The 24382-nt window shown below is 51.2% G+C and carries 27 protein-coding genes and 1 riboswitch; of the genes, 13 read left to right on the top strand and 14 right to left on the bottom strand.

Annotated features, from left to right (window positions below; genetic code table 11):
- Window positions 1-14: 14 nt before the first annotated feature.
- Together ACJHW7_RS12925 and ygiW are read right to left on the bottom strand one after the other, a co-directional pair.
- Window positions 15-497 (bottom strand): GyrI-like domain-containing protein, encoded by a 483-nt coding sequence (locus ACJHW7_RS12925; protein WP_000183494.1) that lies wholly within the window; start codon window positions 495-497, stop codon window positions 15-17.
- Between the two features lie 52 nt (window positions 498-549).
- Complete coding sequence (gene ygiW, locus ACJHW7_RS12930; protein WP_000712658.1) at window positions 550-942, bottom strand: OB fold stress tolerance protein YgiW; 393 nt, start codon at window positions 940-942, stop codon at window positions 550-552.
- A 151-nt stretch (window positions 943-1093) separates the two neighbouring features.
- Here ygiW and qseB point away from each other — a divergent pair, with 151 nt between their 5' ends.
- Both qseB and qseC read left to right on the top strand, forming a co-directional pair.
- On the top strand, window positions 1094-1753 hold the full coding sequence (gene qseB / locus ACJHW7_RS12935) for a quorum sensing response regulator transcription factor QseB (protein ID WP_001221486.1): 660 nt from the start codon (window positions 1094-1096) through the stop codon (window positions 1751-1753).
- Entirely contained in the window at window positions 1750-3099 is a 1350-nt protein-coding gene (qseC, locus tag ACJHW7_RS12940; protein WP_000673348.1) for a quorum sensing histidine kinase QseC, read from the top strand. The genes qseB and qseC overlap by 4 nt, the downstream gene beginning before the upstream one ends.
- A gap of 45 nt (window positions 3100-3144) precedes the next feature.
- Here qseC and ACJHW7_RS12945 read toward each other — a convergent pair whose 3' ends face one another.
- Complete coding sequence (locus ACJHW7_RS12945) at window positions 3145-3477, bottom strand: DUF2645 family protein (protein ID WP_000912091.1); 333 nt, start codon at window positions 3475-3477, stop codon at window positions 3145-3147.
- A gap of 357 nt (window positions 3478-3834) precedes the next feature.
- On the opposite strand from ACJHW7_RS12945, the gene mdaB reads away from it, so the two are divergent.
- Window positions 3835-4416, top strand: coding sequence for an NADPH:quinone oxidoreductase MdaB (gene mdaB, locus ACJHW7_RS12950; RefSeq protein ID WP_000065430.1), 582 nt, complete (start codon window positions 3835-3837; stop codon window positions 4414-4416).
- Window positions 4417-4446: 30 nt separating this feature from the next.
- Window positions 4447-4761, top strand: coding sequence for a putative quinol monooxygenase (locus ACJHW7_RS12955; protein WP_000958598.1), 315 nt, complete (start codon window positions 4447-4449; stop codon window positions 4759-4761).
- A 47-nt stretch (window positions 4762-4808) separates the two neighbouring features.
- Here the strand turns inward: ACJHW7_RS12955 and parE are convergent, their stop codons facing one another.
- The 5 genes from parE to nudF are packed head-to-tail and all read right to left on the bottom strand — an operon-like array spanning window position 4809 to window position 9215.
- Window positions 4809-6701 (bottom strand): DNA topoisomerase IV subunit B, encoded by a 1893-nt coding sequence (gene parE / locus ACJHW7_RS12960; RefSeq protein ID WP_000195296.1) that lies wholly within the window; start codon window positions 6699-6701, stop codon window positions 4809-4811.
- Window positions 6702-6729: 28 nt separating this feature from the next.
- Complete coding sequence (gene yqiA / locus ACJHW7_RS12965) at window positions 6730-7311, bottom strand: esterase YqiA (protein WP_000105733.1); 582 nt, start codon at window positions 7309-7311, stop codon at window positions 6730-6732.
- Window positions 7311-8138: a 3',5'-cyclic-AMP phosphodiesterase gene (cpdA, locus tag ACJHW7_RS12970; protein ID WP_000444747.1), complete on the bottom strand. Its 828-nt coding sequence runs from the start codon at window positions 8136-8138 to the stop codon at window positions 7311-7313. Before cpdA ends, yqiA begins: the two co-directional genes overlap by 1 nt.
- A 24-nt stretch (window positions 8139-8162) precedes the next feature.
- The gene (locus tag ACJHW7_RS12975) at window positions 8163-8585 is read right to left on the bottom strand and encodes a DUF1249 family protein (RefSeq protein WP_000833393.1); all 423 of its coding nucleotides are present in this window, start codon (window positions 8583-8585) and stop codon (window positions 8163-8165) included.
- Window positions 8586-9215, bottom strand: a complete 630-nt coding sequence (nudF, locus tag ACJHW7_RS12980; protein WP_000917117.1) for an ADP-ribose diphosphatase — start codon at window positions 9213-9215, stop codon at window positions 8586-8588. It lies immediately after the preceding gene.
- Window positions 9216-9419: 204 nt separating this feature from the next.
- Between nudF and tolC the strand changes: the two genes are divergently transcribed.
- From tolC to ACJHW7_RS12995, 3 genes are all read left to right on the top strand, one after another.
- On the top strand, window positions 9420-10901 hold the full coding sequence (gene tolC / locus ACJHW7_RS12985; RefSeq protein ID WP_000735278.1) for an outer membrane channel protein TolC: 1482 nt from the start codon (window positions 9420-9422) through the stop codon (window positions 10899-10901).
- 147 nt (window positions 10902-11048) lie between these two features.
- The gene (locus tag ACJHW7_RS12990) at window positions 11049-11720 is read left to right on the top strand and encodes a DUF1190 family protein (protein ID WP_000831543.1); all 672 of its coding nucleotides are present in this window, start codon (window positions 11049-11051) and stop codon (window positions 11718-11720) included.
- 5 nt (window positions 11721-11725) lie between these two features.
- Entirely contained in the window at window positions 11726-12886 is a 1161-nt protein-coding gene (locus tag ACJHW7_RS12995; protein ID WP_000442860.1) for a glutathionylspermidine synthase family protein, read from the top strand.
- A 37-nt stretch (window positions 12887-12923) separates the two neighbouring features.
- Here the strand turns inward: ACJHW7_RS12995 and ygiD are convergent, their stop codons facing one another.
- Entirely contained in the window at window positions 12924-13712 is a 789-nt protein-coding gene (ygiD, locus tag ACJHW7_RS13000; protein WP_001374603.1) for a 4,5-DOPA dioxygenase extradiol, read from the bottom strand.
- A gap of 142 nt (window positions 13713-13854) precedes the next feature.
- On the opposite strand from ygiD, the gene zupT reads away from it, so the two are divergent.
- Complete coding sequence (zupT, locus tag ACJHW7_RS13005; RefSeq protein ID WP_001295627.1) at window positions 13855-14628, top strand: zinc transporter ZupT; 774 nt, start codon at window positions 13855-13857, stop codon at window positions 14626-14628.
- Window positions 14629-14685: 57 nt separating this feature from the next.
- Here zupT and yqiD read toward each other — a convergent pair whose 3' ends face one another.
- The gene (gene yqiD / locus ACJHW7_RS13010) at window positions 14686-14856 is read right to left on the bottom strand and encodes a protein YqiD (protein ID WP_000469270.1); all 171 of its coding nucleotides are present in this window, start codon (window positions 14854-14856) and stop codon (window positions 14686-14688) included.
- Window positions 14857-15117: 261 nt separating this feature from the next.
- On the bottom strand, window positions 15118-15771 hold the full coding sequence (gene ribB / locus ACJHW7_RS13015) for a 3,4-dihydroxy-2-butanone-4-phosphate synthase (RefSeq protein ID WP_001076997.1): 654 nt from the start codon (window positions 15769-15771) through the stop codon (window positions 15118-15120).
- Window positions 15772-15874: 103 nt separating this feature from the next.
- Window positions 15875-16023, bottom strand: a riboswitch (FMN riboswitch).
- A 121-nt stretch (window positions 16024-16144) separates the two neighbouring features.
- Here ribB and ubiK point away from each other — a divergent pair.
- The gene (gene ubiK, locus ACJHW7_RS13020) at window positions 16145-16444 is read left to right on the top strand and encodes a ubiquinone biosynthesis accessory factor UbiK (RefSeq protein ID WP_001298379.1); all 300 of its coding nucleotides are present in this window, start codon (window positions 16145-16147) and stop codon (window positions 16442-16444) included.
- Window positions 16445-16478: 34 nt separating this feature from the next.
- Here the strand turns inward: ubiK and glgS are convergent, their stop codons facing one another.
- Window positions 16479-16679, bottom strand: a complete 201-nt coding sequence (gene glgS / locus ACJHW7_RS13025; protein ID WP_001296424.1) for a cell surface composition regulator GlgS — start codon at window positions 16677-16679, stop codon at window positions 16479-16481.
- Between the two features lie 268 nt (window positions 16680-16947).
- On the opposite strand from glgS, the gene ACJHW7_RS13030 reads away from it, so the two are divergent.
- The 4 genes from ACJHW7_RS13030 to ibsE all read left to right on the top strand — a co-directional run bounded on the left by ACJHW7_RS13030 (window position 16948) and on the right by ibsE (window position 19938).
- Window positions 16948-17577 (top strand): OB-fold-containig protein, encoded by a 630-nt coding sequence (locus tag ACJHW7_RS13030; protein ID WP_000599926.1) that lies wholly within the window; start codon window positions 16948-16950, stop codon window positions 17575-17577.
- A gap of 26 nt (window positions 17578-17603) precedes the next feature.
- Complete coding sequence (locus ACJHW7_RS13035; RefSeq protein WP_000341034.1) at window positions 17604-19265, top strand: flotillin family protein; 1662 nt, start codon at window positions 17604-17606, stop codon at window positions 19263-19265.
- A 238-nt stretch (window positions 19266-19503) separates the two neighbouring features.
- Window positions 19504-19563: a type I toxin-antitoxin system Ibs family toxin gene (locus ACJHW7_RS13040; RefSeq protein ID WP_001387081.1), complete on the top strand. Its 60-nt coding sequence runs from the start codon at window positions 19504-19506 to the stop codon at window positions 19561-19563.
- Window positions 19564-19878: 315 nt separating this feature from the next.
- Entirely contained in the window at window positions 19879-19938 is a 60-nt protein-coding gene (gene ibsE, locus ACJHW7_RS13045; protein ID WP_010723221.1) for a type I toxin-antitoxin system toxin IbsE, read from the top strand.
- Window positions 19939-20057: 119 nt separating this feature from the next.
- Here the strand turns inward: ibsE and hldE are convergent, their stop codons facing one another.
- Together hldE and glnE are read right to left on the bottom strand one after the other, a co-directional pair.
- Window positions 20058-21491, bottom strand: a complete 1434-nt coding sequence (gene hldE, locus ACJHW7_RS13050) for a bifunctional D-glycero-beta-D-manno-heptose-7-phosphate kinase/D-glycero-beta-D-manno-heptose 1-phosphate adenylyltransferase HldE (RefSeq protein ID WP_000869178.1) — start codon at window positions 21489-21491, stop codon at window positions 20058-20060.
- Between the two features lie 47 nt (window positions 21492-21538).
- On the bottom strand, window positions 21539-24379 hold the full coding sequence (gene glnE / locus ACJHW7_RS13055) for a bifunctional [glutamate--ammonia ligase]-adenylyl-L-tyrosine phosphorylase/[glutamate--ammonia-ligase] adenylyltransferase (RefSeq protein WP_021557223.1): 2841 nt from the start codon (window positions 24377-24379) through the stop codon (window positions 21539-21541).
- Window positions 24380-24382 lie beyond the last annotated feature (3 nt).

Here is a 24382-nt window from a genome sequence, read left to right on the forward strand (position 1 = left end):
GTAAAGATTCCCCATCACGCTAACGGCACATAAACATCCGTTTCCAGTCGCTGCTCTGTCACCCCTTCGGCAAGATTGGTGTAGTGAAACAGAATCGGTGCTTTACGCATTTTCTCGCCGCTTGCAGGCAGCCAGTGGCGAATAATGCCCCATATCGTGTGTGAAATATCGTCCAGCTCGCCAACGTGGCGGGCCACGGCATAACGTCCACCGGTAAGTTCACCATTGCTCACACCATAACGATTATCGGGAATCGGTTCGCTAACGCTGCCGCAGATATCAAAGCGAAACGCTTCCGGTGCGGTGGTGGCAGGGTCGTCCCAGGCGACGCCAAAAGTCTGGCTTTGGTTAACAGGAGAAAGCCCCGTCTCTTTACGCCACATGATAAATTTCGCCACACTGTAGTTGAGCAACTCAGGGCTACAGCGGTGCGGCAACATCGCCACAGGGATTGATGGGAAATCGATAATGTTTACATCCAGTGTCAGGTTTGTCATTTTGCCTCCCTGCGAAATTATTCCCGGGAACGCGTCCCGGGAGCGGTAACAATTACGGATTTACTTTGCGGATCTGTTTGACGTCAATTTCAACAGAATTCCAGTCTTTATCGACTTCACCCTGAATCTCAACCGTATCTTTCGGCGTCACCGTCACGCCGTTCCAGCGTTTGTGATCGATATCAACATTGATAGTACCGCTGGCATCTTTGAACACGTAGAGATCGTCAGAGATGCGTTCAACGATATTGCCGCGCAGGGTTACCCAGGTGTCGTCACGCAGGGATTTTGCGCTTTCTACAGTCGTTACGCTGCCGTTCGGCCCCTGGAATCCTCCGGCCTGACTTTGCGTTGCCGATGGGCCAGAAAAACCGCCCTGCTCTGCTGCCATCACCGGTGCGCTGCACAGGGCCATTACTGCGATTACTGCTGCGAATTTTTTCATGTTTATTACTCCCTTTAATGTCTGTTTCCGAGCATTTAACAAGATAGTCCTTAACAACTTCTTAAGGGAAAAAAATAAAATTTAGTGCTGTACAGAGCGCGTTACAACACGGTTTACTGGCAGCAAATACGGTTATCGCAGGGATGAAAAAATGCGAATTTTACTGATAGAAGATGACATGCTGATTGGCGACGGCATCAAAACGGGCCTTAGTAAAATGGGTTTTAGCGTCGACTGGTTTACACAAGGTTGTCAGGGAAAAGAGGCGCTTTATAGCGCACCTTATGATGCGGTGATCCTGGATTTAACCTTACCAGGCATGGATGGTCGCGATATTTTGCGCGAATGGCGAGAAAAAGGTCAGCGTGAGCCGGTACTGATCCTGACCGCGCGCGATGCGCTGGAGGAACGTGTAGAAGGGCTGCGTCTGGGAGCTGACGATTATCTGTGTAAACCTTTTGCGTTGATAGAAGTCGCCGCCAGGCTGGAAGCTCTGATGCGCCGAACCAACGGCCAGGCCAGCAACGAGCTGCGCCACGGTAACGTCATGCTCGACCCCGGCAAACGTATCGCCACGCTGGCTGGCGAACCCTTAACACTGAAACCAAAAGAATTTGCCCTGCTGGAATTACTGATGCGTAACGCTGGTCGGGTACTGCCGCGCAAACTGATTGAAGAGAAACTGTATACCTGGGACGAAGAGGTCACCAGTAATGCCGTTGAAGTGCATGTGCATCATCTGCGACGCAAACTCGGTAGTGATTTTATTCGTACCGTGCATGGTATTGGCTACACATTAGGTGAGAAATGAAATTTACCCAACGTCTTAGTCTGCGTGTCAGGCTGACGCTAATCTTTTTAATTCTGGCCTCGGTGACCTGGCTGCTTTCCAGCTTTGTCGCCTGGAAACAAACAACGGATAACGTCGATGAATTGTTCGACACCCAACTGATGCTGTTTGCCAAGCGGTTAAGTACGCTCGATCTCAACGAAATCAACGCGGCGGATCGCATGGCACAGACGCCAAATAAATTAAAACACGGTCATGTTGATGACGATGCGCTGACCTTTGCCATCTTTACCCACGACGGCAGAATGGTCCTTAACGATGGCGATAACGGAGAAGATATTCCCTATAGCTATCAACGGGAAGGTTTTGCTGACGGGCAACTGGTGGGCGATAAAGATCAATGGCGTTTTGTCTGGATGACCTCACCTGATGGCAAATATCGCATCGTTGTTGGTCAGGAATGGGAATACCGTGAAGACATGGCGCTGGCGATTGTTGCCGGGCAATTGATCCCGTGGTTGGTCGCACTGCCGATTATGTTAATCATCATGATGGTACTACTGGGTCGTGAACTCGCGCCGCTGAACAAACTGGCGCTGGCACTACGTATGCGTGACCCTGACTCGGAAAAACCACTAAACGCGACTGGCGTACCCAGCGAAGTGCGTCCACTGGTTGAGTCGTTGAATCAACTGTTCGCCCGCACACATGCGATGATGGTTCGTGAACGACGCTTTACCTCTGACGCAGCTCACGAACTTCGTAGCCCGTTAACGGCGCTGAAAGTGCAAACCGAAGTTGCGCAGCTCTCTGACGATGATCCGCAGGCGCGGAAAAAAGCACTGCTCCAATTACATTCCGGGATCGATCGCGCTACTCGTCTGGTTGATCAACTGCTCACGCTATCGCGGCTGGACTCACTGGATAACCTTCAGGACGTCGCGGAGATCCCGCTTGAAGATCTCCTGCAATCGTCGGTGATGGATATTTACCACACGGCGCAGCAGGCGAAAATTGACGTGCGACTGACACTCAATGTCCAGGGCATCAAACGCACCGGACAACCGCTATTGCTAAGTTTGTTGGTGCGAAATTTGCTGGATAACGCCGTGCGTTACAGTCCACAGGGCAGCGTGGTGGACGTCACGCTGAATGCCGATAATTTCATCGTGAGGGATAACGGCCCCGGTGTGACACCAGAGGCACTGGCGCGAATTGGCGAACGCTTCTATCGCCCACCCGGACAAACCGCTACCGGCAGTGGACTTGGGCTATCGATTGTCCAGCGAATCGCCAAGCTGCATGGCATGAATGTTGAGTTTGGGAATGCGGAACAAGGTGGATTTGAGGCGAAGGTAAGCTGGTAACTTCTCTGTCTATGAGAGCCGTTAAAACGGCTCTCATAGATTTTACTAATAGCAAAATATAAACCGTCCCCAAAAAAGCCACCAACCACAAACCAGACAAATAACGAACGAGCATACATATAACCAAAACTCAAACATTTCCCGCACAAAGAGTTTTCTTAAGATAATAATAATAAGTGGCGTCAGAAGAAAAAATGCTGCAATCATTGCTTGCAATATACGATCTTCGCCTGAGACGGAAGGTATACTGCAAATATTGTCTCCCGAGTCAAGCATCCAGTCATACTTATTGAAAGCAAAAAAAGCATCTATTAACCAATAAGTAAGCATTATATATAACAGAGCTTCAAATATTGTTTGAATTTCATGCTTTAACATATGTTAGCACTCTCTAAAAAAGTCCAGTCGGAGATCTGGTTTTCGATACCCTCCAGTAAATCTATTTAAAATAATCTGCGTAACACGCTGATATTTTCATTTTTAGTTATTCAACACCACAATTATCAACTCGCAGAAAGTCCACACCAACGTTGTAAATTAACCCTGTGCTAGTTGGAATGATGAGAAATTGCTATCAGTATTGTCATTTTCAGAAAATATTTATCCTGCATCGGTGAGTCAGAGCAAGATCAGACTTTTGCTAAATTCGCAAAAGACTTTGCACATTTTGCTAATTTCACCGTACCGCTCTGTGACGTACTATAGTCGGCAAACGTCTCACCTTGAGGTTAAAAAATGAGCAACATCCTGATTATCAACGGCGCGAAAAAATTCGCCCACTCCAATGGTCAACTGAACGACACCCTGACCGAAGTCGCGGATGGCACACTGCGCGACCTCGGGCATGATGTTCGCATCGTTCGCGCCGACAGCGACTACGATGTCAAAGCGGAAGTACAAAACTTTCTCTGGGCTGATGTGGTGATCTGGCAGATGCCAGGCTGGTGGATGGGCGCGCCGTGGACAGTGAAAAAATACATTGATGATGTATTCACCGAAGGTCACGGGACTCTGTATGCCAGCGATGGTCGTACCCGCAAAGATCCGTCGAAAAAATACGGTTCCGGCGGCCTGGTACAGGGCAAAAAATATATGCTTTCTCTGACCTGGAACGCGCCAATGGAAGCCTTCACCGAAAAAGATCAGTTCTTCCACGGCGTTGGCGTTGACGGTGTGTATCTGCCGTTCCATAAAGCAAACCAATTCCTCGGTATGGAACCGCTGCCGACATTTATCGCTAATGACGTGATAAAAATGCCTGATGTTCCCCGCTATACTGAAGAATATCGCAAGCATCTTGTGGAAATTTTTGGTTAACTAGAGCTCAGGCTTTAGAAGGAGTTAACCATGCTTACCGTAATCGCAGAAATCCGTACTCGTCCTGGTCAACATCACCGTCAGGCGGTATTGGATCAGTTTGCTAAAATCGTTCCAACCGTACTGAAAGAAGAAGGTTGCCACGGCTATGCGCCAATGGTGGATTGCGCTGCTGGCGTGAGTTTCCAGTCTATGGCACCGGATTCTATCGTGATGATTGAGCAGTGGGAAAGCATCGCGCATCTTGAAGCGCATCTGCAAACCCCGCACATGAAGGCGTATAGCGAAGCCGTAAAAGGTGACGTGCTGGAGATGAATATTCGTATTCTGCAACCGGGGATTTAAACCTGCCTTGTTTGCCCGGCCATCCTGACCGGGCAATGTTCTTCCCTTTAAACCTCAATCTCCGCCATGTCGCCTTTCTCTTGCAACCAGTTGCGGCGATCTTCCGAGCGTTTCTTCGCCAGCAGCATATCCATCATCGCGTCAGTACGCTGATCGTCTTCATCATCGATAGTCAGCTGCACCAGACGGCGAGTGTTCGGATCAAGCGTGGTTTCGCGCAATTGCATCGGGTTCATTTCCCCCAGACCTTTAAAACGCTGGACGTTCGGCTTGCCTTTCTTGCGTTTTAATTGCTCAAGTACGCCCTCTTTCTCTTCTTCCGTCAGCGCGTAATAAACCTCTTTCCCGAGATCAATACGGTAGAGCGGTGGCAGTGCGACGTAAACGTGACCGTGTTTCACCAACGCGCGGAAGTGTTTTACGAACAAAGCGCAGAGCAGCGTGGCAATGTGCAGACCATCAGAGTCCGCATCCGCGAGGATACAGATTTTGCCATAACGAAGCTGGCTCAGGTCGTCGCTGTCAGGATCGATACCGATCGCTACCGAAATATCATGCACTTCCTGCGAGGCCAGCACTTCGTCGGAAGAAACTTCCCAGGTGTTAAGGATCTTACCTTTCAGCGGCATGATCGCCTGATATTCACGATCGCGCGCCTGCTTGGCAGATCCGCCTGCGGAGTCACCTTCCACAAGGAACAGTTCGGTACGGTTAAGATCCTGCGCGGTACAGTCAGCCAGTTTGCCAGGCAGCGCCGGGCCGCTGGTCAGCTTTTTACGCACCACTTTTTTAGCCGCACGCATACGACGCTGGGCGCTGGAAATCGCCATCTCTGCCAGCAACTCCGCCGCCTGAACGTTCTGGTTCAGCCACAGGATGAAGGCATCTTTCACCACGCCCGAAACGAATGCCGCACACTGACGCGAAGAGAGACGCTCTTTGGTCTGCCCGGCAAACTGCGGATCCTGCATTTTCACCGACAGAACATAGGCGCAGCGATCCCAGATATCTTCCGCCGACAACTTTACACCGCGCGGCAGAATGTTGCGGTATTCACAGAACTCACGCATCGCGTCCAACAGGCCCTGACGCAGACCGTTAACATGGGTACCGCCCTGCATCGTTGGGATAAGGTTGACGTAGCTTTCGGTCAGCAGTTCACCGCCTTCCGGCAGCCACAGTAGCGCCCAGTCCACAGCTTCAGTATCACCAGCGAAATTACCGATAAACGGTTTTTCCGGCAGCGTCGGCAGACCATTTACCGCTTCCGCCAGGTAATCATTCAGACCGTCCTGATAACACCAGCGTTGTTCGGTATTGTTGATCTCATCTTTAAAAGTGATCTCAACGCCAGGGCACAATACCGCTTTGGCTTTCAGCACATGTGTCAGGCGTGAAACAGAAAAACGCGGGCTGTCAAAGAAGGTTTCATCCGGCCAGAAGTGCACGCTGGTACCGGTATTGCGTTTACCGCAAGTGCCGACAACCTGTAAATCCTGCACCTTTTCGCCATTTTCAAAGGCGATGTTATAAACCTGACCATCGCGGCGCACGTTAACTTCTACACGCTTCGACAGGGCGTTAACCACCGAAATCCCCACGCCATGCAGGCCGCCAGAGAACTGGTAATTTTTGTTAGAGAATTTACCGCCTGCATGCAGACGGCAAAGAATCAGTTCAACCGCCGGTACACCCTCTTCCGGGTGAATATCCACCGGCATCCCGCGCCCATCGTCAATAACTTCTAACGACTGGTCAGCATGTAAAATAACGTCCACGCGTTTTGCGTGACCCGCCAGTGCTTCATCCACACTGTTATCAATGACTTCTTGCCCCAAATGGTTAGGGCGAGTGGTATCGGTATACATCCCCGGACGGCGGCGAACCGGCTCAAGCCCGGTGAGTACCTCAATGGCATCAGCGTTATAAGTTTGCGTCATGGTTTAAGTTAGCAATTCGAGTTGATCGTCAGAGATGGTGCAGACCAAGAAAATCGACGATCGGGTTGAAATAATCTTCGAAGCCCGTGAATGCGTGGTTGCCGCCTTCTATGACAGTCTGGCGGCAGGAAGCGTAGTACGCCACCGCCTGGCGGTAATCCAGCACTTCATCTCCCGTCTGTTGCAGCAGCCAGATCAAATCCGGCGCTTCCAGCGGGTCAATCTGCATGACTTTGAGATCGTAAATATGGCGTGACTCTAGCACATATTGCTGCCCGGTGTAGGGGTTCTCGTTCTGACCGAGATAGTCCGTCAGCAGTTCAAACGGGCGCACCGCCGGGTTTACCACCACTGCGGGCAGCATAAAACATTGTGACAACCAGGTGGCGTAATATCCCCCCAGTGACGAACCGACAATACCCAGCGAATCGCCGCCATGTTCCAGGACAATGGATTCCAGCAGCTCTGCCGCGTCGGAAGGATACGGCGGCAACTGCGGAATGATCATCTCAACGTCAGGGTGATGTTCCGCCAGCCAGTTTTTTAACAAGCTCGCTTTTGCAGAGCGCGGCGAGCTGTTGAAACCGTGTAAATAAAGAAGCGTAGACATCAGTAGCCTTCTGAAGCGGTATCAGGTTGGAAACGTGTGTCCGCCAGGCGATGCACCTCGGTGGTCAGCGTGCCATCAGCATGTAACTCGAGAGTACGCCAGCCGGGCGCGATAGTATCCAGCGTAAAGTTGGAACAGTGCGGCTTAAACTGCACACAGGTCGACGGCGTTGCCAGCAGGCGGCGACCGTTCCAGTCGAGATCCAGCTCCTGATGAATATGACCGCACAGCAAGTATTTGACGTGCGGAAACTTCGCCAGCACGGTATCCAGTTCGCCCGCGTTACGCAGGCTGTGTTGATCAAGCCAACTACAACCCGCAGGTAGCGGATGATGATGCAGCAGCAGCAACGTATGGCGCTCTGGCGCATCGGCCAGTTTACGTTCCAGCCACTCAAGCTGAAACTCGCTTAGCTCACCGTGCGGCACGCCAAACACCTGGCTATCCAGCAACAGGATTTGCCATTGCTCACCAATAAACACGCGCTTCGCCGGGGAGATACCCGCATCCTGTAACGCGCTGTACATCGCGGGCTGGAAATCGTGGTTGCCCGGCAGCCAGACGCAGGGCGCACGAAAACTTGCGATGCCTTCAGCGAAATGCTGATAGGCCGCAGAGGATTGATCCTGCGCTAAATCACCTGTCGCGACAATCAGGTCGAATTCGTGCTGGTGTGGACGAATCGCCTCCAGCACCGCCTGGTAGCTTTCCCAGGTGTTTACCCCTAAGAGGGCTTCGTGCTTTTGTGCAAACAGGTGAGTATCGGTAATTTGTAAAATCCTGACTCTGGCCTCACCAGCCAGAGGAAGGGTTAACAGGCTTTCCAAATGGTGTCCTTAGGTTTCACGACGCTAGTAAACCGGAATCGCCATCGCTCCATGTGCTAAACAGTATCGCAACCAGTCCGCTAAAAACTGGTTAATTTGATGCTTTTCGTCGCGTTGATGCAACTTTTTATTAGGATAATCATACCGCGCTTTGAAGCGAAAAATCTGCTGGCTTGAACACACTTCAGCCACCATCGCGTCATGATACAGACGCACCGTCATTGACGGAAGGCTCCAGTAACTGATCGCGGGCGCAGTCTGTTCTATTGTCACCAGGGTAGTGTATCGGGTCGATTCCACAATCGTCAGCCGATATTGTGCGTTTGCCACCTGATAGCTTACAGTTTCGCCGGGTGCGTCATTGCGCGGTAACAAACGGCGCAATTGTGAAAAGTTCATCTCGCACAGGCGCATCATTTCAGGAAAGTCAGGTGTGTAACGCTTCATTTATGCCCACTCATTTTTTAACGCTTGATGATGCAGCTGTAGCCATTGCAAAGCGATGACCGACGCTGCGTTGTCGATTTTCCCCTCTTCTACCCACTGGTATGCCTGTTCCCGGCTTACCACATGAACGCGAATATCTTCGTTTTCATCAGCCAGACCGTGAATACCGCTTGCGGTCGTGGCGTCCACTTCGCCCACCATAATTGACGAACGCTCACTGGTGCCCCCCGGGCTTGCCAGGAAACTTAACACCGGTTTGGTCCGTTTGACTATCAGCCCCGCCTCTTCAATCGCTTCGCGACGGGCAACATCTTCCACACTTTCACCCTCTTCAATCATCCCGGCAACCATCTCCAGTAGCCAGGGGGTTTCGCTAGTGTCGTACGCGGCAATTCGAATCTGCTCAATCAGCACAACTTCATCACGCACTGGGTCAAAGGGTAGCAAGACTGCGGCGTGACCGCGCTCAAAAATTTCCCGCCGTACCTCATGACTCATTTGCCCGTTGAATAGACGATGACGAAATCTATAAAGATCTAATGAAAAAAAGCCGCGATAAAGTGTTTCTCGTGCAATAATTTCTACATCGTTTTTGCCAAATGTAACGGGCAGGTTGTCTGGCTTAAGCATTGTTAATGTCCTGGCACTAATAGTGAATTAAATGTGAATTTCAGCGACGTTTGACTGCCGTTTGAGCAGTCATGTGTTAAATTGAGGCACATTAACGCCCTATGGCACGTAACGCCAACCTTTTGCGGTAGCGGCTTCTGCTAGAATCCGCAATAATTTTACAGTTTGATCGCGCTAAATACTGCTTCACCACAAGGAATGCAAATGAAGAAATTGCTCCCCATTCTTATCGGCCTGAGCCTTTCTGGGTTCAGTTCGTTGAGCCAGGCCGAGAACCTGATGCAAGTTTATCAGCAAGCACGCCTTAGTAACCCGGAATTGCGTAAGTCTGCCGCCGATCGTGATGCTGCCTTTGAAAAAATTAATGAAGCGCGCAGTCCATTACTGCCACAGCTAGGTTTAGGTGCAGATTACACCTATAGCAACGGCTACCGCGACGCGAACGGCATCAACTCTAACGCGACCAGTGCGTCCCTGCAGTTAACTCAATCCATTTTTGATATGTCGAAATGGCGTGCGTTAACGCTGCAGGAAAAAGCAGCAGGGATTCAGGACGTCACATATCAGACCGATCAGCAAACCTTGATCCTCAACACCGCGACCGCTTATTTCAACGTGTTGAATGCTATTGACGTTCTTTCCTATACACAGGCGCAAAAAGAAGCGATCTACCGTCAATTAGATCAAACCACCCAACGTTTTAACGTGGGCCTGGTAGCGATCACCGACGTGCAGAACGCCCGCGCGCAGTACGATACCGTGCTGGCGAACGAAGTGACCGCACGTAATAACCTTGATAACGCGGTAGAGCAGCTGCGCCAGATCACCGGTAACTACTATCCGGAACTGGCGGCGCTGAATGTCGAAAACTTTAAAACCGACAAACCACAGCCGGTTAACGCGCTGCTGAAAGAAGCCGAAAAACGCAACCTGTCGCTGTTACAGGCACGCTTGAGCCAGGACCTGGCGCGCGAGCAAATTCGCCAGGCGCAGGATGGTCACTTACCGACTCTGGATTTAACGGCTTCTACCGGGATTTCTGACACCTCTTATAGCGGTTCGAAAACCCGTGGTGCCGCTGGTACCCAGTATGACGATAGCAATATGGGCCAGAACAAAGTTGGCCTGAGCTTCTCGCTGCCGATTTATCAGGGCGGAATGGTTAACTCGCAGGTGAAACAGGCCCAGTACAACTTTGTTGGTGCCAGCGAGCAACTGGAAAGCGCGCATCGTAGCGTCGTGCAAACCGTACGTTCCTCCTTCAACAACATTAATGCTTCTATCAGTAGTATTAACGCCTACAAACAAGCCGTGGTTTCCGCCCAAAGCTCATTAGACGCGATGGAAGCGGGCTACTCGGTCGGTACGCGTACCATTGTTGATGTGTTGGATGCGACCACCACGCTGTACAACGCCAAGCAAGAGCTGGCGAATGCGCGTTATAACTACCTGATTAATCAGCTGAATATTAAGTCAGCCCTGGGTACATTGAACGAGCAGGATCTGCTGGCACTGAACAATGCGCTGAGCAAACCGGTTTCCACTAATCCGGAAAACGTTGCCCCGCAAACGCCGGAACAGAATGCTATTGCTGATGGTTATGCGCCTGATAGCCCTGCACCCGTCGTTCAGCAAACATCCGCACGCACTACCACCAGTAACGGTCATAACCCTTTCCGTAACTGATGACGACGACGGGGCTTCGGCCCCGTCTGAACGTAAGGCAACGTAAAGATACGGGTTATCTGCCGCATTCTTCCCCCTTCTCGCTTCAATTTCGACCAGCCATCCTCTATTCTGATGGGTATTTACCACTGGTCCCGGAAGACAAAAATGAAACGGACAAAATCCATACGCCACGCATCGTTCCGCAAAAACTGGAGCGCACGCCATCTGACACCAGTCGCTCTCGCAGTTGCCACTGTTTTTATGCTGGCTGGCTGTGAAAAGAGTGATGAAACAGTGTCTCTCTATCAAAATGCTGACGACTGTTCAGCTGCAAACCCAGGCAAAAGCGCCGAATGTACCACCGCGTACAACAATGCGCTGAAAGAAGCCGAACGTACTGCGCCGAAATACGCCACCCGTGAAGACTGTGTTGCTGAATTTGGTGAAGGTCAGTGCCAGCAGGCACCAGCCCAGGCTGGCATGGCACCAGAAAACCAGGCGCAGGCCCAGCAATCCAGCGGGAGTTTCTGGATGCCGCTGATGGCCGGTTACATGATGGGTCGTCTGATGGGCGGCGGTGCGGGATTTGCACAGCAGCCGCTGTTCTCCTCGAAAAACCCAGCCAGCCCGGCTTACGGTAAATATACCGACGCGACGGGTAAAAACTATGGCGCAGCCCAGCCAGGCCGCACCATGACCGTACCGAAGACAGCCATGGCACCAAAACCGGCGACCACCACTACCGTTACCCGTGGCGGTTTTGGTGAATCTGTTGCCAAACAAAGCACTATGCAGCGTAGCGCAACCGGTACCTCTTCTCGTTCAATGGGTGGCTGATACCGATGGAAAGAGTCAGTATTACCGAGCGCCCGGACTGGCGTGAGAAAGCCCACGAATACGGTTTCAATTTTCACACCATGTACGGCGAGCCGTACTGGTGTGAAGATGCTTACTACAAGTTGACCCTCGCCCAGGTTGAAAAGCTGGAAGAAGTCACCGCCGAACTGCACCAGATGTGCCTGAAAGTGGTGGAAAAAGTGATCGCCAGCGATGAGCTGATGACCAAATTCCGCATTCCAAAACACACCTGGAGTTTTGTGCGCCAGTCATGGCTGACGCACCAGCCATCGCTTTATTCGCGTCTTGATCTGGCGTGGGATGGCACTGGCGAACCTAAACTTCTGGAAAATAACGCCGATACGCCAACGTCACTATACGAGGCGGCGTTCTTTCAGTGGATCTGGCTGGAAGATCAGCTTAACGCCGGTAACTTGCCGGAGGGCAGCGACCAGTTTAACAGTCTGCAAGAAAAACTGATCGATCGCTTCGTTGAGCTGCGTGAACAGTATGGCTTCCAGTTGCTGCATCTCACCTGCTGTCGCGACACGGTGGAAGATCGCGGTACCATTCAGTATTTGCAGGACTGCGCGACGGAAGCTGAAATCGCTACCGAGTTCCTCTACATTGACGATATCGGGTTAGGTGAAAAAGGTCAGTTCACGGATTTACAGGATCAGGTAATTTCCAACCTGTTCAAGCTGTATCCGTGGGAATTTATGTTGCGTGAGATGTTTTCCACCAAGCTGGAGGATGCAGGCGTACGCTGGCTGGAACCGGCGTGGAAGAGCATTATCTCCAACAAGGCACTTCTACCGCTACTGTGGGAGATGTTCCCGAATCACCCGAACCTGCTGCCCGCTTATTTTGCGGAAGATGATCATCCGCAAATGGAAAAATATGTGGTTAAACCGATCTTCTCCCGTGAAGGCGCAAACGTGTCGATCATTGAGAACGGCAAAACCATTGAAGCAGCGGAAGGTCCGTATGGCGAAGAAGGGATGATTGTTCAGCAATTCCACCCGTTACCGAAATTCGGCGACAGCTATATGCTGATTGGTAGCTGGCTGGTGAACGATCAACCCGCCGGAATTGGCATTCGTGAAGACCGTGCATTGATCACCCAGGATATGTCTCGGTTTTATCCACATATTTTTGTTGAATAATCAATGATGCCGGATGGCATTCGCCATCCGGTAATTGTTAGCCTATCTGCACCGACAGCATACTTAAACTGCCCATTTCTATACCATCGACCGGAATGGTAATTGGCTCCTGCCCATCCCACGCACCTAACACATACAACAACGGCAGATAGTGCTCTGGCGTTGGGTTCGATAACGCGCCACCTTCATGGTCGAGATAATTCACCAGAGGATGCTGCTCTACTGGCCCTTGCCACGTCAGATTCGCTTTCACATACTCATTAAACGACGTCGCCCACGGATACGGTGAACTATCACCGTGCCACTTCACTGTACGCAGGTTATGCACCACGTTGCCGCTGGCGACCAACATTATTCCTTCATCACGCAGCGCCGCGAGTTTTCGCCCCATTTCGAAATGCCAGGCGGCAGGTTTGCTACTATCGATACTCAACTGCACCATCGGGATATCGGCGTCAGGATACATCTTAATCAGCACGCCCCAGGAACCGTGGTCAAAGCCCCAGGCTTCTTTATCCAGCGTCACCGGGACCGGCGCTAACAGCTCAACCAGATGCTGTGCCAGCGCAGGCGAACCCGGAGCAGGATAATGCGTATCGTACAGCGCCTGCGGGAAGCCACCAAAGTCATGAATCGTGGGCGGCGTCTCCATCGCGGTCACTCCTGTTCCACGGGTAAACCAGTGAGCCGAAACTACCACAATCGCTTGCGGGCGTGGCAATGTCATCCCCAACGTCTGCCAGCTGCGGGTATACAAATTATCTTCCAGCACGTTCATCGGACTACCGTGACCTAAAAACAATGCTGGCATACGTGTTGAAGACATGATGATATCCTTAACTAAAGGTGTCATTTTGATATCCTCACAATACGCTTGTTCGGCGGAGTAAGAACCCGGATAACAATGATGATGATCATCAGTTATTTTGACGATCTGCCTGAAGGTGAAGATTTATAAGGAGTTGTCGATGTCAGTACCTCTCATTCTGACCATACTGGCGGGGGCAGCCACGTTTATTGGCGCGTTTCTCGGCGTTCTCGGGCAAAAACCCTCGAACCGCTTACTGGCGTTTTCGCTAGGATTTGCGGCGGGGATCATGTTGCTCATCTCATTAATGGAAATGCTTCCTGCCGCACTGGCAGCTGAAGGAATGTCGCCTGTGTTGGGTTATGGAATGTTTATCTTCGGTCTGCTTGGCTATTTTGGCCTGGACCGCATGTTGCCACATGCGCATCCGCAGGATTTAATGCAAAAATCGGTGCAGCCGTTGCCAAAATCGATCAAGCGCACAGCCATTCTGCTCACTCTCGGCATCAGTCTGCATAACTTCCCGGAAGGGATTGCCACCTTTGTCACGGCAAGCAGCAACCTGGAGCTGGGATTTGGCATCGCACTGGCCGTCGCGTTGCACAATATTCCTGAAGGTCTGGCGGTTGCAGGCCCGGTTTATGCAGCAACGGGTTCTAAACGCACGGCAATTCTGTGGGCGGGGATTTCTGGATTGGCAGAAATTCTTGGTGGTGTGCTGGCGTGGTTAATCCTCGGTAGCATGATTTCCCCCGTGGTCATGGCGGCAATCATGGCGGCGGTTGCAGGAATTATGGTGGCGCTCTCGGTTGATGAATTAATGCCGCTCGCCAAAGAGATTGACCCTAATAATAACCCCAGCTATGGCGTACTATGTGGAATGTCAGTGATGGGATTCAGTTTAGTGCTGCTACAAACGGCGGGAATTGGTTAAAAGCAACATCAGAAGTTGTCCAGCGCATGGACAACTTCTGCTAGTTTCACTAAAGCCTTATTCTACCTTTTCGGCTGTCTCTTCTCTCGTACTGTTTAAGTATTTGTTCCGCGCTTCAAGCAGTGCGTCTCTGTCCTGGCGAAATGCCCGACAATAACGTTTCAAATGCAGGAAATAACCCACCACAACCAGAACAATCAATACAATCCAGTACCAGGCGATAAACATCCTTTTACCCTTAATATTTAACAATACTAAACATTTAGCGCATAAATTTCACATATCCTTTTTCGGATATATTCATATGGTCGCATAATAACGGAACAATTATATGATTTTGATCATAATGAAAAAGAATGCCTGATATTAATGAAATTTTCTCATAGAAAGAGAAGCGGAATTAACATCTTGCATAGCAGGGAAAAATAAAAACCGAAGCCTGCTACAACTTCGGTTTCTTGATTAAGGCAGTAAATTAAGCAGCGGTTTTCAGCTGGCTTTACGCTCATGTGCCTGACGGTATGCCACCAGGTCTTCAATAGTCACGAGCGCCATGTTGTGTTTATTGGCAAACTCAATGCACTCTGGTGCACGCGCCATCGTGCCATCGTCATTAGTCAGCTCACACAGCACACCAGCCGGTTTGAAGCCTGCCAGCGTCATTAGATCAATAGTTGCTTCAGTATGACCGCCACGCGTCAGTACACCACCAGCCTGAGCGCGGAGTGGGAAAACGTGGCCCGGGCGATTCAGATCAGAAGGTTTTGCGCCATCGGCAATCGCTGCGCGAACGGTCGTAATACGGTCAGCGGCAGAAACACCGGTAGTCACACCTTCAGCCGCTTCAATGGTCACGGTAAAACCGGTGCCATAGGCGCTGGTGTTATTTTCTACCATCATTGGCAGATCGAGTTGTTTACGGCGATCTTCAGTAATGCACAGGCAAACAATACCACTACCGTGGCGAATGGTCAGCGCCATCTGCTCAACAGTCATGGTTTCTGCCGGGAAGATCATATCACCTTCGTTTTCACGGTCTTCATCATCAAGCACCATTACACCGCGTCCTTCACGCAGCGCAGCCAGTGCATTTTCAACACGTTCGAAAGGCGTACCAAAAGAGGAAAGTAGCGTCTGATTCATGGTAAAAAAACCTCACTAAAATTATGGTTACCAGAATCAGGGCAGTCTTAGGAGTGGCGGCATATAGCCAAAATAACGTGAGCGGGTCCATGCCCGACAGAATCGTTACTCTCTCCCATCCGGACTCTAACCGTCGGCCCCGGAATTACACCGGATCTGCTGTCCTTTGAGTTCGCACCCAAAGCGCTCGCGGGCTTTCAACTGAGTTGATTTACCGCCGGTGGGGAATTTCGCCCCGCCCTGAGAATAAGCGGATTCACTATAACGCTAATGATTAGCGGCAGCAACGCATAGCTTCACATAATTCTGGTTTATGACTTACCCTTATCGCACTACAATGGCACTCAACACCTATCAGTACAGGGAAACTACAATGATTGACCCGAAAAAAATTGAGCAAATCGCTCGCCAGGTTCACGAATCAATGCCTAAAGGAATCAGGGAGTTCGGGGAAGATGTGGAGAAAAAAATCCGCCAAACCCTACAAGCGCAGCTGACGCGTCTCGATCTGGTAAGCCGCGAAGAATTCGACGTTCAGACGCAAGTCCTGTTGCGGACTCGTGAAAAACTGGCGTTACTGGAGCAGCGCATCAGTGAACTGGAAGCGCGCAATAATTCGGTAGCAGATCTTCAATCTCCTCCGGCTATCCCGCCTATTGATAAAGCAGAATAAAGCAACACAAAAACGGGCCAGACGGCCCGTAATATCAGTGTTCTAATTCAAGTTCTCTGGTTTGCATCATCTGTTGGCAATACCAGGCATAACGTGCGCAAAACCAGGTTCTATGTTCTTCATCCATGTTACCAGTAACGGCCAGAATATCGACCGGGCGACCTTCTGCGTGCATTCTGGCAAAACTACGCGCCAGGAAATCGAAATTATTTAAAGAATTAAGACTATGATCCATAAGCACATCCTCCGGTTATCGCATACCTTTTAAGGCCATATGCTTTTTCTGATTTCAGTATTCCCCAATCAGTGTAGTGCCTTTAAACATAACGTGCGTAAATATATTGTCCCCGATCACACTTTTTAGTGAAAAATAAAAAACCATATTAAAAGACTTTCTCTTCCAGAACTTCTCTAACATGTGTTATTATTAACAAAGACAAATGTAAGCAAGGAAACTATCCCAAAGTAAATATTGCGTCACTAAATGGACATTGGAGTGACATATGATTTTATTCGCCGACTATAACACCCCTTATCTTTTCGCTATTTCCTTTGTACTGTTGATCGGCCTTTTAGAAATTTTTGCGCTTATCTGCGGTCACATGCTCTCCGGTGCTCTTGATGCACATCTTGACCATTATGATTCCATAACCACAGGTCATATTAGCCAGGCACTTCATTATCTCAATATCGGAAGATTGCCAGCTCTCGTCGTTCTCTGCTTGCTGGCTGGTTTTTTTGGTCTTATTGGCATCCTGTTGCAGCATGCCTGCATCATGGTCTGGCAATCACCACTGTCGAACCTGTTCGTGGTACCTGTCAGTTTACTGTTTACGATTATTGCGGTGCATTATACCGGTAAAATAGTTGCCCCCTGGATTCCACGCGACCATAGTTCAGCTATTACAGAAGAAGAATATATTGGTAGCATGGCATTAATTACCGGTCATCAAGCCACTTCAGGTAATCCCTGCGAAGGAAAACTCACCGATCAATTTGGCCAAATACATTATTTACTACTGGAGCCTGAAGAAGGAAAAATTTTCACTAAAGGAGACAAAGTGTTAATTATTTGCCGACTTTCTGCAACGCGATATTTGGCGGAAAACAATCCCTGGCCCCAAATATTGTAATTTATTAATCAAAAGGAAATTTAATAATGGATGATATTGTTAATTCTGTGCCCTCCTGGATGTTTACCGCGATTATTGCCGTATGCATTCTGTTTATTATTGGAATTATTTTCGCCAGGCTCTATCGTCGCGCTTCGGCAGAGCAAGCTTTTGTTCGTACTGGTTTAGGTGGGCAAAAAGTGGTAATGAGCGGTGGCGCAATCGTGATGCCGATCTTTCATGAAATAATCCCCATCAATATGAATACTCTGAAGCTGGAAGTCAGCCGCTCAACCATTGATAGCCTGATTACGAAAGATCGTATGCGCGTCGATGTAGTAGTCGCTTTCTTTGTGCGGGTAAAACCTTCAGTAGAAGGGATTGCCACCGCTGCCCAGACGCTGGGGCAACGCACCCTGTCGCCTGAAGACTTACGTATGTTGGTTGAAGATAAATTTGTCGATGCCCTCCGTGCAACAGCTGCGCAAATGACCATGCATGAGTTACAGGATACCCGCGAGAACTTCGTGCAGGGAGTACAAAATACCGTAGCTGAAGATCTGTCGAAAAACGGCCTGGAACTGGAAAGCGTTTCACTTACCAACTTTAACCAGACCTCGAAAGAACATTTCAATCCGAACAATGCCTTTGACGCCGAAGGTTTAACCAAACTGACTCAGGAGACGGAGCGTCGTCGTCGCGAACGTAACGAAGTTGAACAGGATGTAGAAGTTGCGGTGCGTGAGAAAAACCGTGATGCACTTTCGCGCAAGTTGGAGATTGAACAACAAGAAGCGTTTATGACGCTTGAGCAGGAGCAGCAGGTTAAAACCCGTACCGCTGAGCAGAATGCGAAAATTGCGGCTTTTGAAGCTGAACGTCGTCGTGAAGCAGAGCAGACGCGAATTCTGGCTGAACGACAGATTCAGGAAACAGAAATCGACCGCGAACAGGCCGTCCGCTCAAGAAAAGTTGAAGCTGAACGTGAAGTTCGCATTAAAGAGATCGAACAGCAGCAGGTCACCGAAATCGCTAACCAGACGAAATCGATCGCTATTGCCGCCAAATCGGAACAACAGTCCCAGGCAGAAGCGCGTGCTAACCTTGCACTCGCAGAAGCAGTAAGCGCCCAACAAAACGTTGAAACCACTCGCCAGACTGCCGAAGCCGATCGTGCCAAGCAGGTGGCGCTGATTGCCGCAGCGCAGGATGCGGAAACCAAAGCGGTTGAGCTGACCGTGCGGGCGAAAGCAGAGAAAGAAGCGGCAGAGATGCAGGCGGCGGCGATCGTTGAGTTAGCTGAAGCTACGCGTAAAAAAGGTCTGGCGGAAGCAGAAGCGCAACGTGCGCTGAACGATGCTATCAACGTACTTTCTGATGAACAAACCAGCCTTAAATTCAAACTGGCATTATTGCAGGCGCTGCCTGCGGTAATTGAGAAATCCGTTGAGCCGATGAAGTCGATCGATGGTATTAAGATCATACAGGTCGATGGACTGAATCGTGGTGGTACTGCGGGGGATGCAAACACGGGTAATGTGGGGGGCGGAAACCTGGCGGAACAAGCATTATCAGCCGCACTCTCTTACCGCACACAGGCACCGCTGATTGACTCCTTGCTCAATGAAATTGGCGTTTCAGGCGGCTCGCTGGCGGCATTGACTTCACCCTTAACCTCAACAACTCCCGTCGCCGAAAACGTAGAATAAATTTTCAGCTATGAACATCCCTGGCACAAAACGCCGGGGATTTTTTATATCTGCGTTCCGCTAAAAATTGCAAATGATCAGGTTGTTGCAACGTTTTGCGCGACCGCTCGGGGAAGGCAAAACTGCCACAGGGAAAGCATTGCGCGGGATCCGGCACTCATCAACAATCGGGAAGTCAGCAAGGGGCTGAAACGGGAAAGCCCCTCCCGAAGAAGGGGCCTTGTATAAGGAAAGGGTTATGATGAAGCTCGTCATCATACTGATTGTGTTGTTACTCGTAAGTTTCGCAGCTTATTAACAGCCAATCAGAGGGGGAGAAATCCTCCCTCACCCTTGTTCCTTTACTTTAGGTTGAAAAAAAATCAGCGTCAAGAAGGTTTCATTAACACATATCCCTGGCCCAAAAAGCCGGGGATTTTTTATATCTGCGTTCCGCTAAAAGGTGCAAATGCTCAGGACGTTGCAGCGTTTTGCGTGACCGCTCGGGGAAGGCAAAACTGCTTCAGGGAAAGCGTTGCGCGGGGTCCGGCGCTCATCAACAATCGGGGAGTCAGCAAGGGGCTGAAACGGGAAAGCCCCTCCCGAGGAAGGGGCCTTATAGAAGGAAAGGGTTATGATGAAGCTCGTCATCATACTGGTTGTGTTGTTACTGTTAAGTTTCCCGACTTACTAACAACTCATCAGAGGGGGGAGAAATCCTCCCTTACCCTTGTTCCTTTACTCTAGGTTGAAAAAACAACAGCGTCAATAGGCCTGCCATGTACGAAGCGAGATCTGTGAACCGCTTTCCGGTTAGCCTTTTTTATCCTGTTGGATCTTCTTGATAATGTTAGTGGTCGAGCAACCGTCTTCAAAGTTGAGCACCAACACTTCGCCGCCGTTGGCCCAGACTTCTTTACTCCCGGCGATCTCTTCCGGTTTGTAGTCACCGCCTTTCACCAGCAGGTCTGGCAGGATCCCGGCGATCAGACGCTGCGGCGTGTCTTCTTCAAACGACACTACCCAGTCGACCGCTTCCAGTGCGCCCAGCACAATCATACGCTGTTCGAGTGGGTTTACCGGGCGGGAATCCCCTTTCAGCCGTTTGGTGGAGGCATCGCTGTTGACGGCAACAATCAAGCGGTCACCCAGCTTGCGGGCATTTGCCAGATAAGAGACGTGCCCGGCATGTAGGATATCGAAGACACCGTTGGTCATTACCACTTTTTCACCACGTTTACGCGCTGCCGCTACAGCCAGCTTCAGTTCCTCTTCGGTCATCACGCCAAAGCCGGTATCTGCGCGTCCACGTACAGCGTTTTCCAGCTCGATCGGCGAAACCGTGGACGTCCCCAGTTTGCCGACCACCACACCAGCCGCCGCATTGGCAAAGAAGCAGGCTTCTTCCAGCGAATTACCCGCTGCCAGCGTTGCCGCCAGGACGCCAATCACCGTGTCGCCCGCACCGGTAACGTCATACACTTCCTGCGCCTGAGTTGGCATATGCAGCGGCGCTTTACCCGGTTGCAGCAGCGACATACCCTGTTCGGAACGGGTCACTAACAGAGCCGAGAGTTCGTAATCGGCAATCAGTTTCATGCCGCGCTCAACAATCTCTTCTTCGGTCTTACATTTACCGACAACAGCTTCAAATTCCGAGAGATTCGGCGTTAACAGCGTAGCGCCGCGGTAGCGCTCAAAATCGGTACCTTTTGGATCAATCAGCACCGGAACACCCGCTTTACGCGCCAGTTGGATCATCTGCTGTACGCTTGCCAGCGCACCTTTGGCGTAGTCAGAAAGCACCAGCGCGCCAATCGAACTCAGCGCCTGATTAATCCGCTCGTGCAGCGGCTGCGGATCAACACCTTCGAAACCTTCTTCAAAATCCAGACGGATCAGCTGTTGGTTGCGGGAAAGTACCCGTAATTTGGTGATGGTCGGATGCGTCGGTACAGAAACGAAGTCGCATTTGACGTTGACGTCGGCCAGAGATTTACTCAGCGCGCGCGCTGCATCGTCAATGCCCGTCAACCCGACCAGACGTGCATTAGCACCGAGAGAAGCGATATTCATCGCCACGTTAGCCGCGCCGCCCGGGCGTTCTTCGATGGTATTCACTTTAACCACGGGCACCGGCGCTTCCGGCGAGATACGGCTGGTGGGACCGTACCAGTAACGATCCAGCATCACATCACCAACCACCATCACTCCTGCTCGTTCAAACTCTGGCAGCGTTACTTTCATTCCTGTCTCCTGAGAGATTCAAAATTTGCGCGCGATAATACCATACTTCATTCTTCCACCAGCCACTTCTGCCAGCTTGCCCGCACCAAATCACGCTCTGCGGTGAAGCAATCCTCCGACACATGGCCCGGCAATTCCTGTAATGCCAGATGATGAAGTTCATCGCGAAGCGTCGTGTAAGCACGGGTCAGCGCCATCGCTTCCTGCTCTTCCATAATGTCGTTTTGCGCCAGCAGTTCCAGAATGCGCACGTTGTCTGACCAGCGCGTTAACTTCGGTTTTTCATGAGCGTAGCGCAACACCAGATATTGGGTAATAAATTCGATATCGGTAATTCCGCCTTCATCGGCTTTGATATCAAAGCGATCGCGATGTTTATTGCCGAGATGAGCGCGCATTTTCTCGCGCATTTCCCGCACTTCTGTTTGCAGGGTTTTGCCTTCGCGCGGCAGCGCCATAATCTCACGACGCACCGCGTCAAAGTGCGCGGTGAGCTGCGGATCGCCGTACACTACACGCGCACGCACCAGCGCCTGATGTTCCCACGTCCAGGCCTCGTTTTTCTGATAATCGGCAAATGCTTCTGCGGATGTCACCAGCATTCCCGCCGCCCCGGACGGACGCAGTCGAGCATCCACTTCATACAAAATGCCGGAAGAGGTACGCGTACTGAACAGATGCATAATGCGTTGCGCCAGACGCAGATAAAACTGCCGCCCGTCGATTTCCCGCTCACCGTCAGTCATCGCATCCATTGGGCAATCATGGAGGAAGATAAGGTCAAGATCGGAACTGTAGCCTAACTCCCAGCCGCCCAGCTTGCCGTAGCCGACCACCGCAAAACCACGCCCTTCGCGATCGTTCAGGTGATTTGGCTTACCGTAGCGGGCAACCATTTGAACCCACGCCTGCTGAACAACGGCGTCAATCATGGCTTCCGCCAGCCAGGTTAAGTGATCGCTCACTTTCATCACCGGTAGCGTACCGGCGATATCCGCTGCGGCGATGCGTAACAGCTGCGCCTGTTTGAACTGACGCAGCGCCTCAAGCTGTTGCTCTTCGTCATCTTCCGGCACGCGCAGCAAATACTGGCGCAACTCATCGCGGTAGGCATCGGTCGCCGTCGGCTGGTAAAGGGTGTTTGGATCGAGCAATTCATCCAGCAATAATGGATAACGCGCCAGCTGGCTGGCAATCATCGGCGACGCGGCACACAGAGAAATCAAATGTTTAAGCGCCGCGGGGAATTCACTGAGCAATTCTAAATAGGTGGTGCGGGTAACAATCCCCACCAGCAAGGCGGTAATGCGCGACAGCGTGACGGCAGCGTCTTCACGCGCACAGACATCACTTAGCAGATGTGGCATCAGATGGTCGAGCACCTGACGTCCTCGCGGCCCGATGGTGCGCTTATCCAGCTCTTTGCGGAAATCAGCAATCAGCGTTAGCACCTGTTTGCGATCATTTTCGCTAAGATGCGCCAGCACTGGCGTGGTGTCATCTTCCTGCAACGCATCCTGCCACAGCTCACGCCACTGTTCCGACAGCGACTCTTCCTGAGTTTCACTTTCATCGTCGCCAATCAATTCATTAAACACCCGGCGCACATTGGTCATATGTGCGGTCAGCGCCACGGTCAGTTGCGGCCAGTCAGCAAAGTCCATCGCCCACGCCAGCCGCGCACGGTTAAGCTCATCAGAAGGAAGCGTCTGGGTTTGTTCGTCGTTAATGCTTTGCAGCAGGTTTTCCAGACGCCGCAGGAACAGATACGCCACTCGCAATTGTTCAGCATCGTTTTCAGAAAGCAGATGCAGCGCGGCAATGACGCTGAGCGTTGGCAGTAAAGAGCGCGACTGCAGCGACGGTTCGCGCCCACCGCGAATGAGCTGGAACACCTGAACGATAAATTCAATTTCGCGAATGCCGCCTGCGCCGAGTTTGATATTGTCGGTCAAACCACGTCGACGCACTTCACGGGCAATCATCCCTTTCATGTTGCGCAGCGACTGAATCACGCTGAAATCGATGTAACGACGGAAAACAAACGGGCGCAGCATCGCACGCAACTCGTTAGCATAGACGCCTTCGCTATCGCCCATAATCCGCGCCTTGACCATCGCGTAACGCTCCCAGTCGCGCCCCTGCTCCTGGTAATAATCTTCCAGCGCCGCAAAGCTCAGCACCAGCGGGCCACTTTCGCCAAACGGACGCAGCCGCATATCCACGCGATAGACGAAGCCATCCTGCGTTGGTTGATCCAGCACTTTAATCAGCCGCTGCCCCATGCGGGTAAAAAACTGGGCGTTATCCAGTTCCCGGCGTCCACCCTGCGTACAACCATGTTCCGGCCAGGCAAAAATCAGATCGATATCAGAGGAGAAATTCAGTTCCCCGCCGCCCAGCTTACCCATGCCTAAAATCAGCAGCGGTTGCGCTTCGCCCTGCGCATTGCACGGCGTTCCCCACTCGCGGCAGCAGGCGTCATATAGCCAGTCACGCGCCGCAACAATCAGCGTCTCCGCCAGATAGCTGAGCTGCTGCAATATGCTCTCTTCAGTAACCAGTGCCAGCGTTTGCGCCCAGGCGATACGTACCATGATGCGCCGACGGAACAGCCGCAGCTCGCGCATTAACCCGGCTTCGTCACTCACATTACTGAGCGCCTCCTGCAACCATGCAACGTAATGCTGCCATTCGTCGGCCTGCGGCGGTTGGCTTTCCAGTTCCGTCAGCCACTCTGGATGCGCAATCACGCTGTCCTGCACAAAATCACTGAAAGTAAGTACTGACTTCGCCTGTGCGCTAAGTGATTCCTCGGCTAAAGGCTCTGGCAGCCGCTCAACAACGGTCTGCCAGTACTGCTGTAACGGTGAAGAGAGCGGCTTCATAAG

Source organism: Escherichia sp. WS1152, from assembly GCF_046487665.1.
In the GTDB taxonomy this organism is placed as follows: domain Bacteria; phylum Pseudomonadota; class Gammaproteobacteria; order Enterobacterales; family Enterobacteriaceae; genus Escherichia; species Escherichia coli.

Coding starts and splice junctions, on each gene's coding strand:
- glgS (WP_001296424.1), bottom strand. CDS start 16,679: ATGGATCATAGTCTTAATTCTTTAAATAATTTCGATTTCCTGGCGCGT.
- parE (WP_000195296.1), bottom strand. CDS start 6,701: ATGACGCAAACTTATAACGCTGATGCCATTGAGGTACTCACCGGGCTT.
- ubiK (WP_001298379.1), top strand. CDS start 16,145: ATGATTGACCCGAAAAAAATTGAGCAAATCGCTCGCCAGGTTCACGAA.
- mdaB (WP_000065430.1), top strand. CDS start 3,835: ATGAGCAACATCCTGATTATCAACGGCGCGAAAAAATTCGCCCACTCC.
- ACJHW7_RS12990 (WP_000831543.1), top strand. CDS start 11,049: ATGAAACGGACAAAATCCATACGCCACGCATCGTTCCGCAAAAACTGG.
- ribB (WP_001076997.1), bottom strand. CDS start 15,771: ATGAATCAGACGCTACTTTCCTCTTTTGGTACGCCTTTCGAACGTGTT.
- tolC (WP_000735278.1), top strand. CDS start 9,420: ATGAAGAAATTGCTCCCCATTCTTATCGGCCTGAGCCTTTCTGGGTTC.
- ACJHW7_RS13030 (WP_000599926.1), top strand. CDS start 16,948: ATGATTTTATTCGCCGACTATAACACCCCTTATCTTTTCGCTATTTCC.
- glnE (WP_021557223.1), bottom strand. CDS start 24,379: ATGAAGCCGCTCTCTTCACCGTTACAGCAGTACTGGCAGACCGTTGTT.
- zupT (WP_001295627.1), top strand. CDS start 13,855: ATGTCAGTACCTCTCATTCTGACCATACTGGCGGGGGCAGCCACGTTT.
- ACJHW7_RS13035 (WP_000341034.1), top strand. CDS start 17,604: ATGGATGATATTGTTAATTCTGTGCCCTCCTGGATGTTTACCGCGATT.
- ygiD (WP_001374603.1), bottom strand. CDS start 13,712: ATGTCTTCAACACGTATGCCAGCATTGTTTTTAGGTCACGGTAGTCCG.
- yqiA (WP_000105733.1), bottom strand. CDS start 7,311: ATGTCTACGCTTCTTTATTTACACGGTTTCAACAGCTCGCCGCGCTCT.
- ACJHW7_RS12925 (WP_000183494.1), bottom strand. CDS start 497: ATGACAAACCTGACACTGGATGTAAACATTATCGATTTCCCATCAATC.
- yqiD (WP_000469270.1), bottom strand. CDS start 14,856: ATGTTTATCGCCTGGTACTGGATTGTATTGATTGTTCTGGTTGTGGTG.
- qseC (WP_000673348.1), top strand. CDS start 1,750: ATGAAATTTACCCAACGTCTTAGTCTGCGTGTCAGGCTGACGCTAATC.
- ACJHW7_RS12975 (WP_000833393.1), bottom strand. CDS start 8,585: ATGAAGCGTTACACACCTGACTTTCCTGAAATGATGCGCCTGTGCGAG.
- ACJHW7_RS12955 (WP_000958598.1), top strand. CDS start 4,447: ATGCTTACCGTAATCGCAGAAATCCGTACTCGTCCTGGTCAACATCAC.
- nudF (WP_000917117.1), bottom strand. CDS start 9,215: ATGCTTAAGCCAGACAACCTGCCCGTTACATTTGGCAAAAACGATGTA.
- ACJHW7_RS12995 (WP_000442860.1), top strand. CDS start 11,726: ATGGAAAGAGTCAGTATTACCGAGCGCCCGGACTGGCGTGAGAAAGCC.
- ACJHW7_RS12945 (WP_000912091.1), bottom strand. CDS start 3,477: ATGTTAAAGCATGAAATTCAAACAATATTTGAAGCTCTGTTATATATA.
- qseB (WP_001221486.1), top strand. CDS start 1,094: ATGCGAATTTTACTGATAGAAGATGACATGCTGATTGGCGACGGCATC.
- hldE (WP_000869178.1), bottom strand. CDS start 21,491: ATGAAAGTAACGCTGCCAGAGTTTGAACGAGCAGGAGTGATGGTGGTT.
- ygiW (WP_000712658.1), bottom strand. CDS start 942: ATGAAAAAATTCGCAGCAGTAATCGCAGTAATGGCCCTGTGCAGCGCA.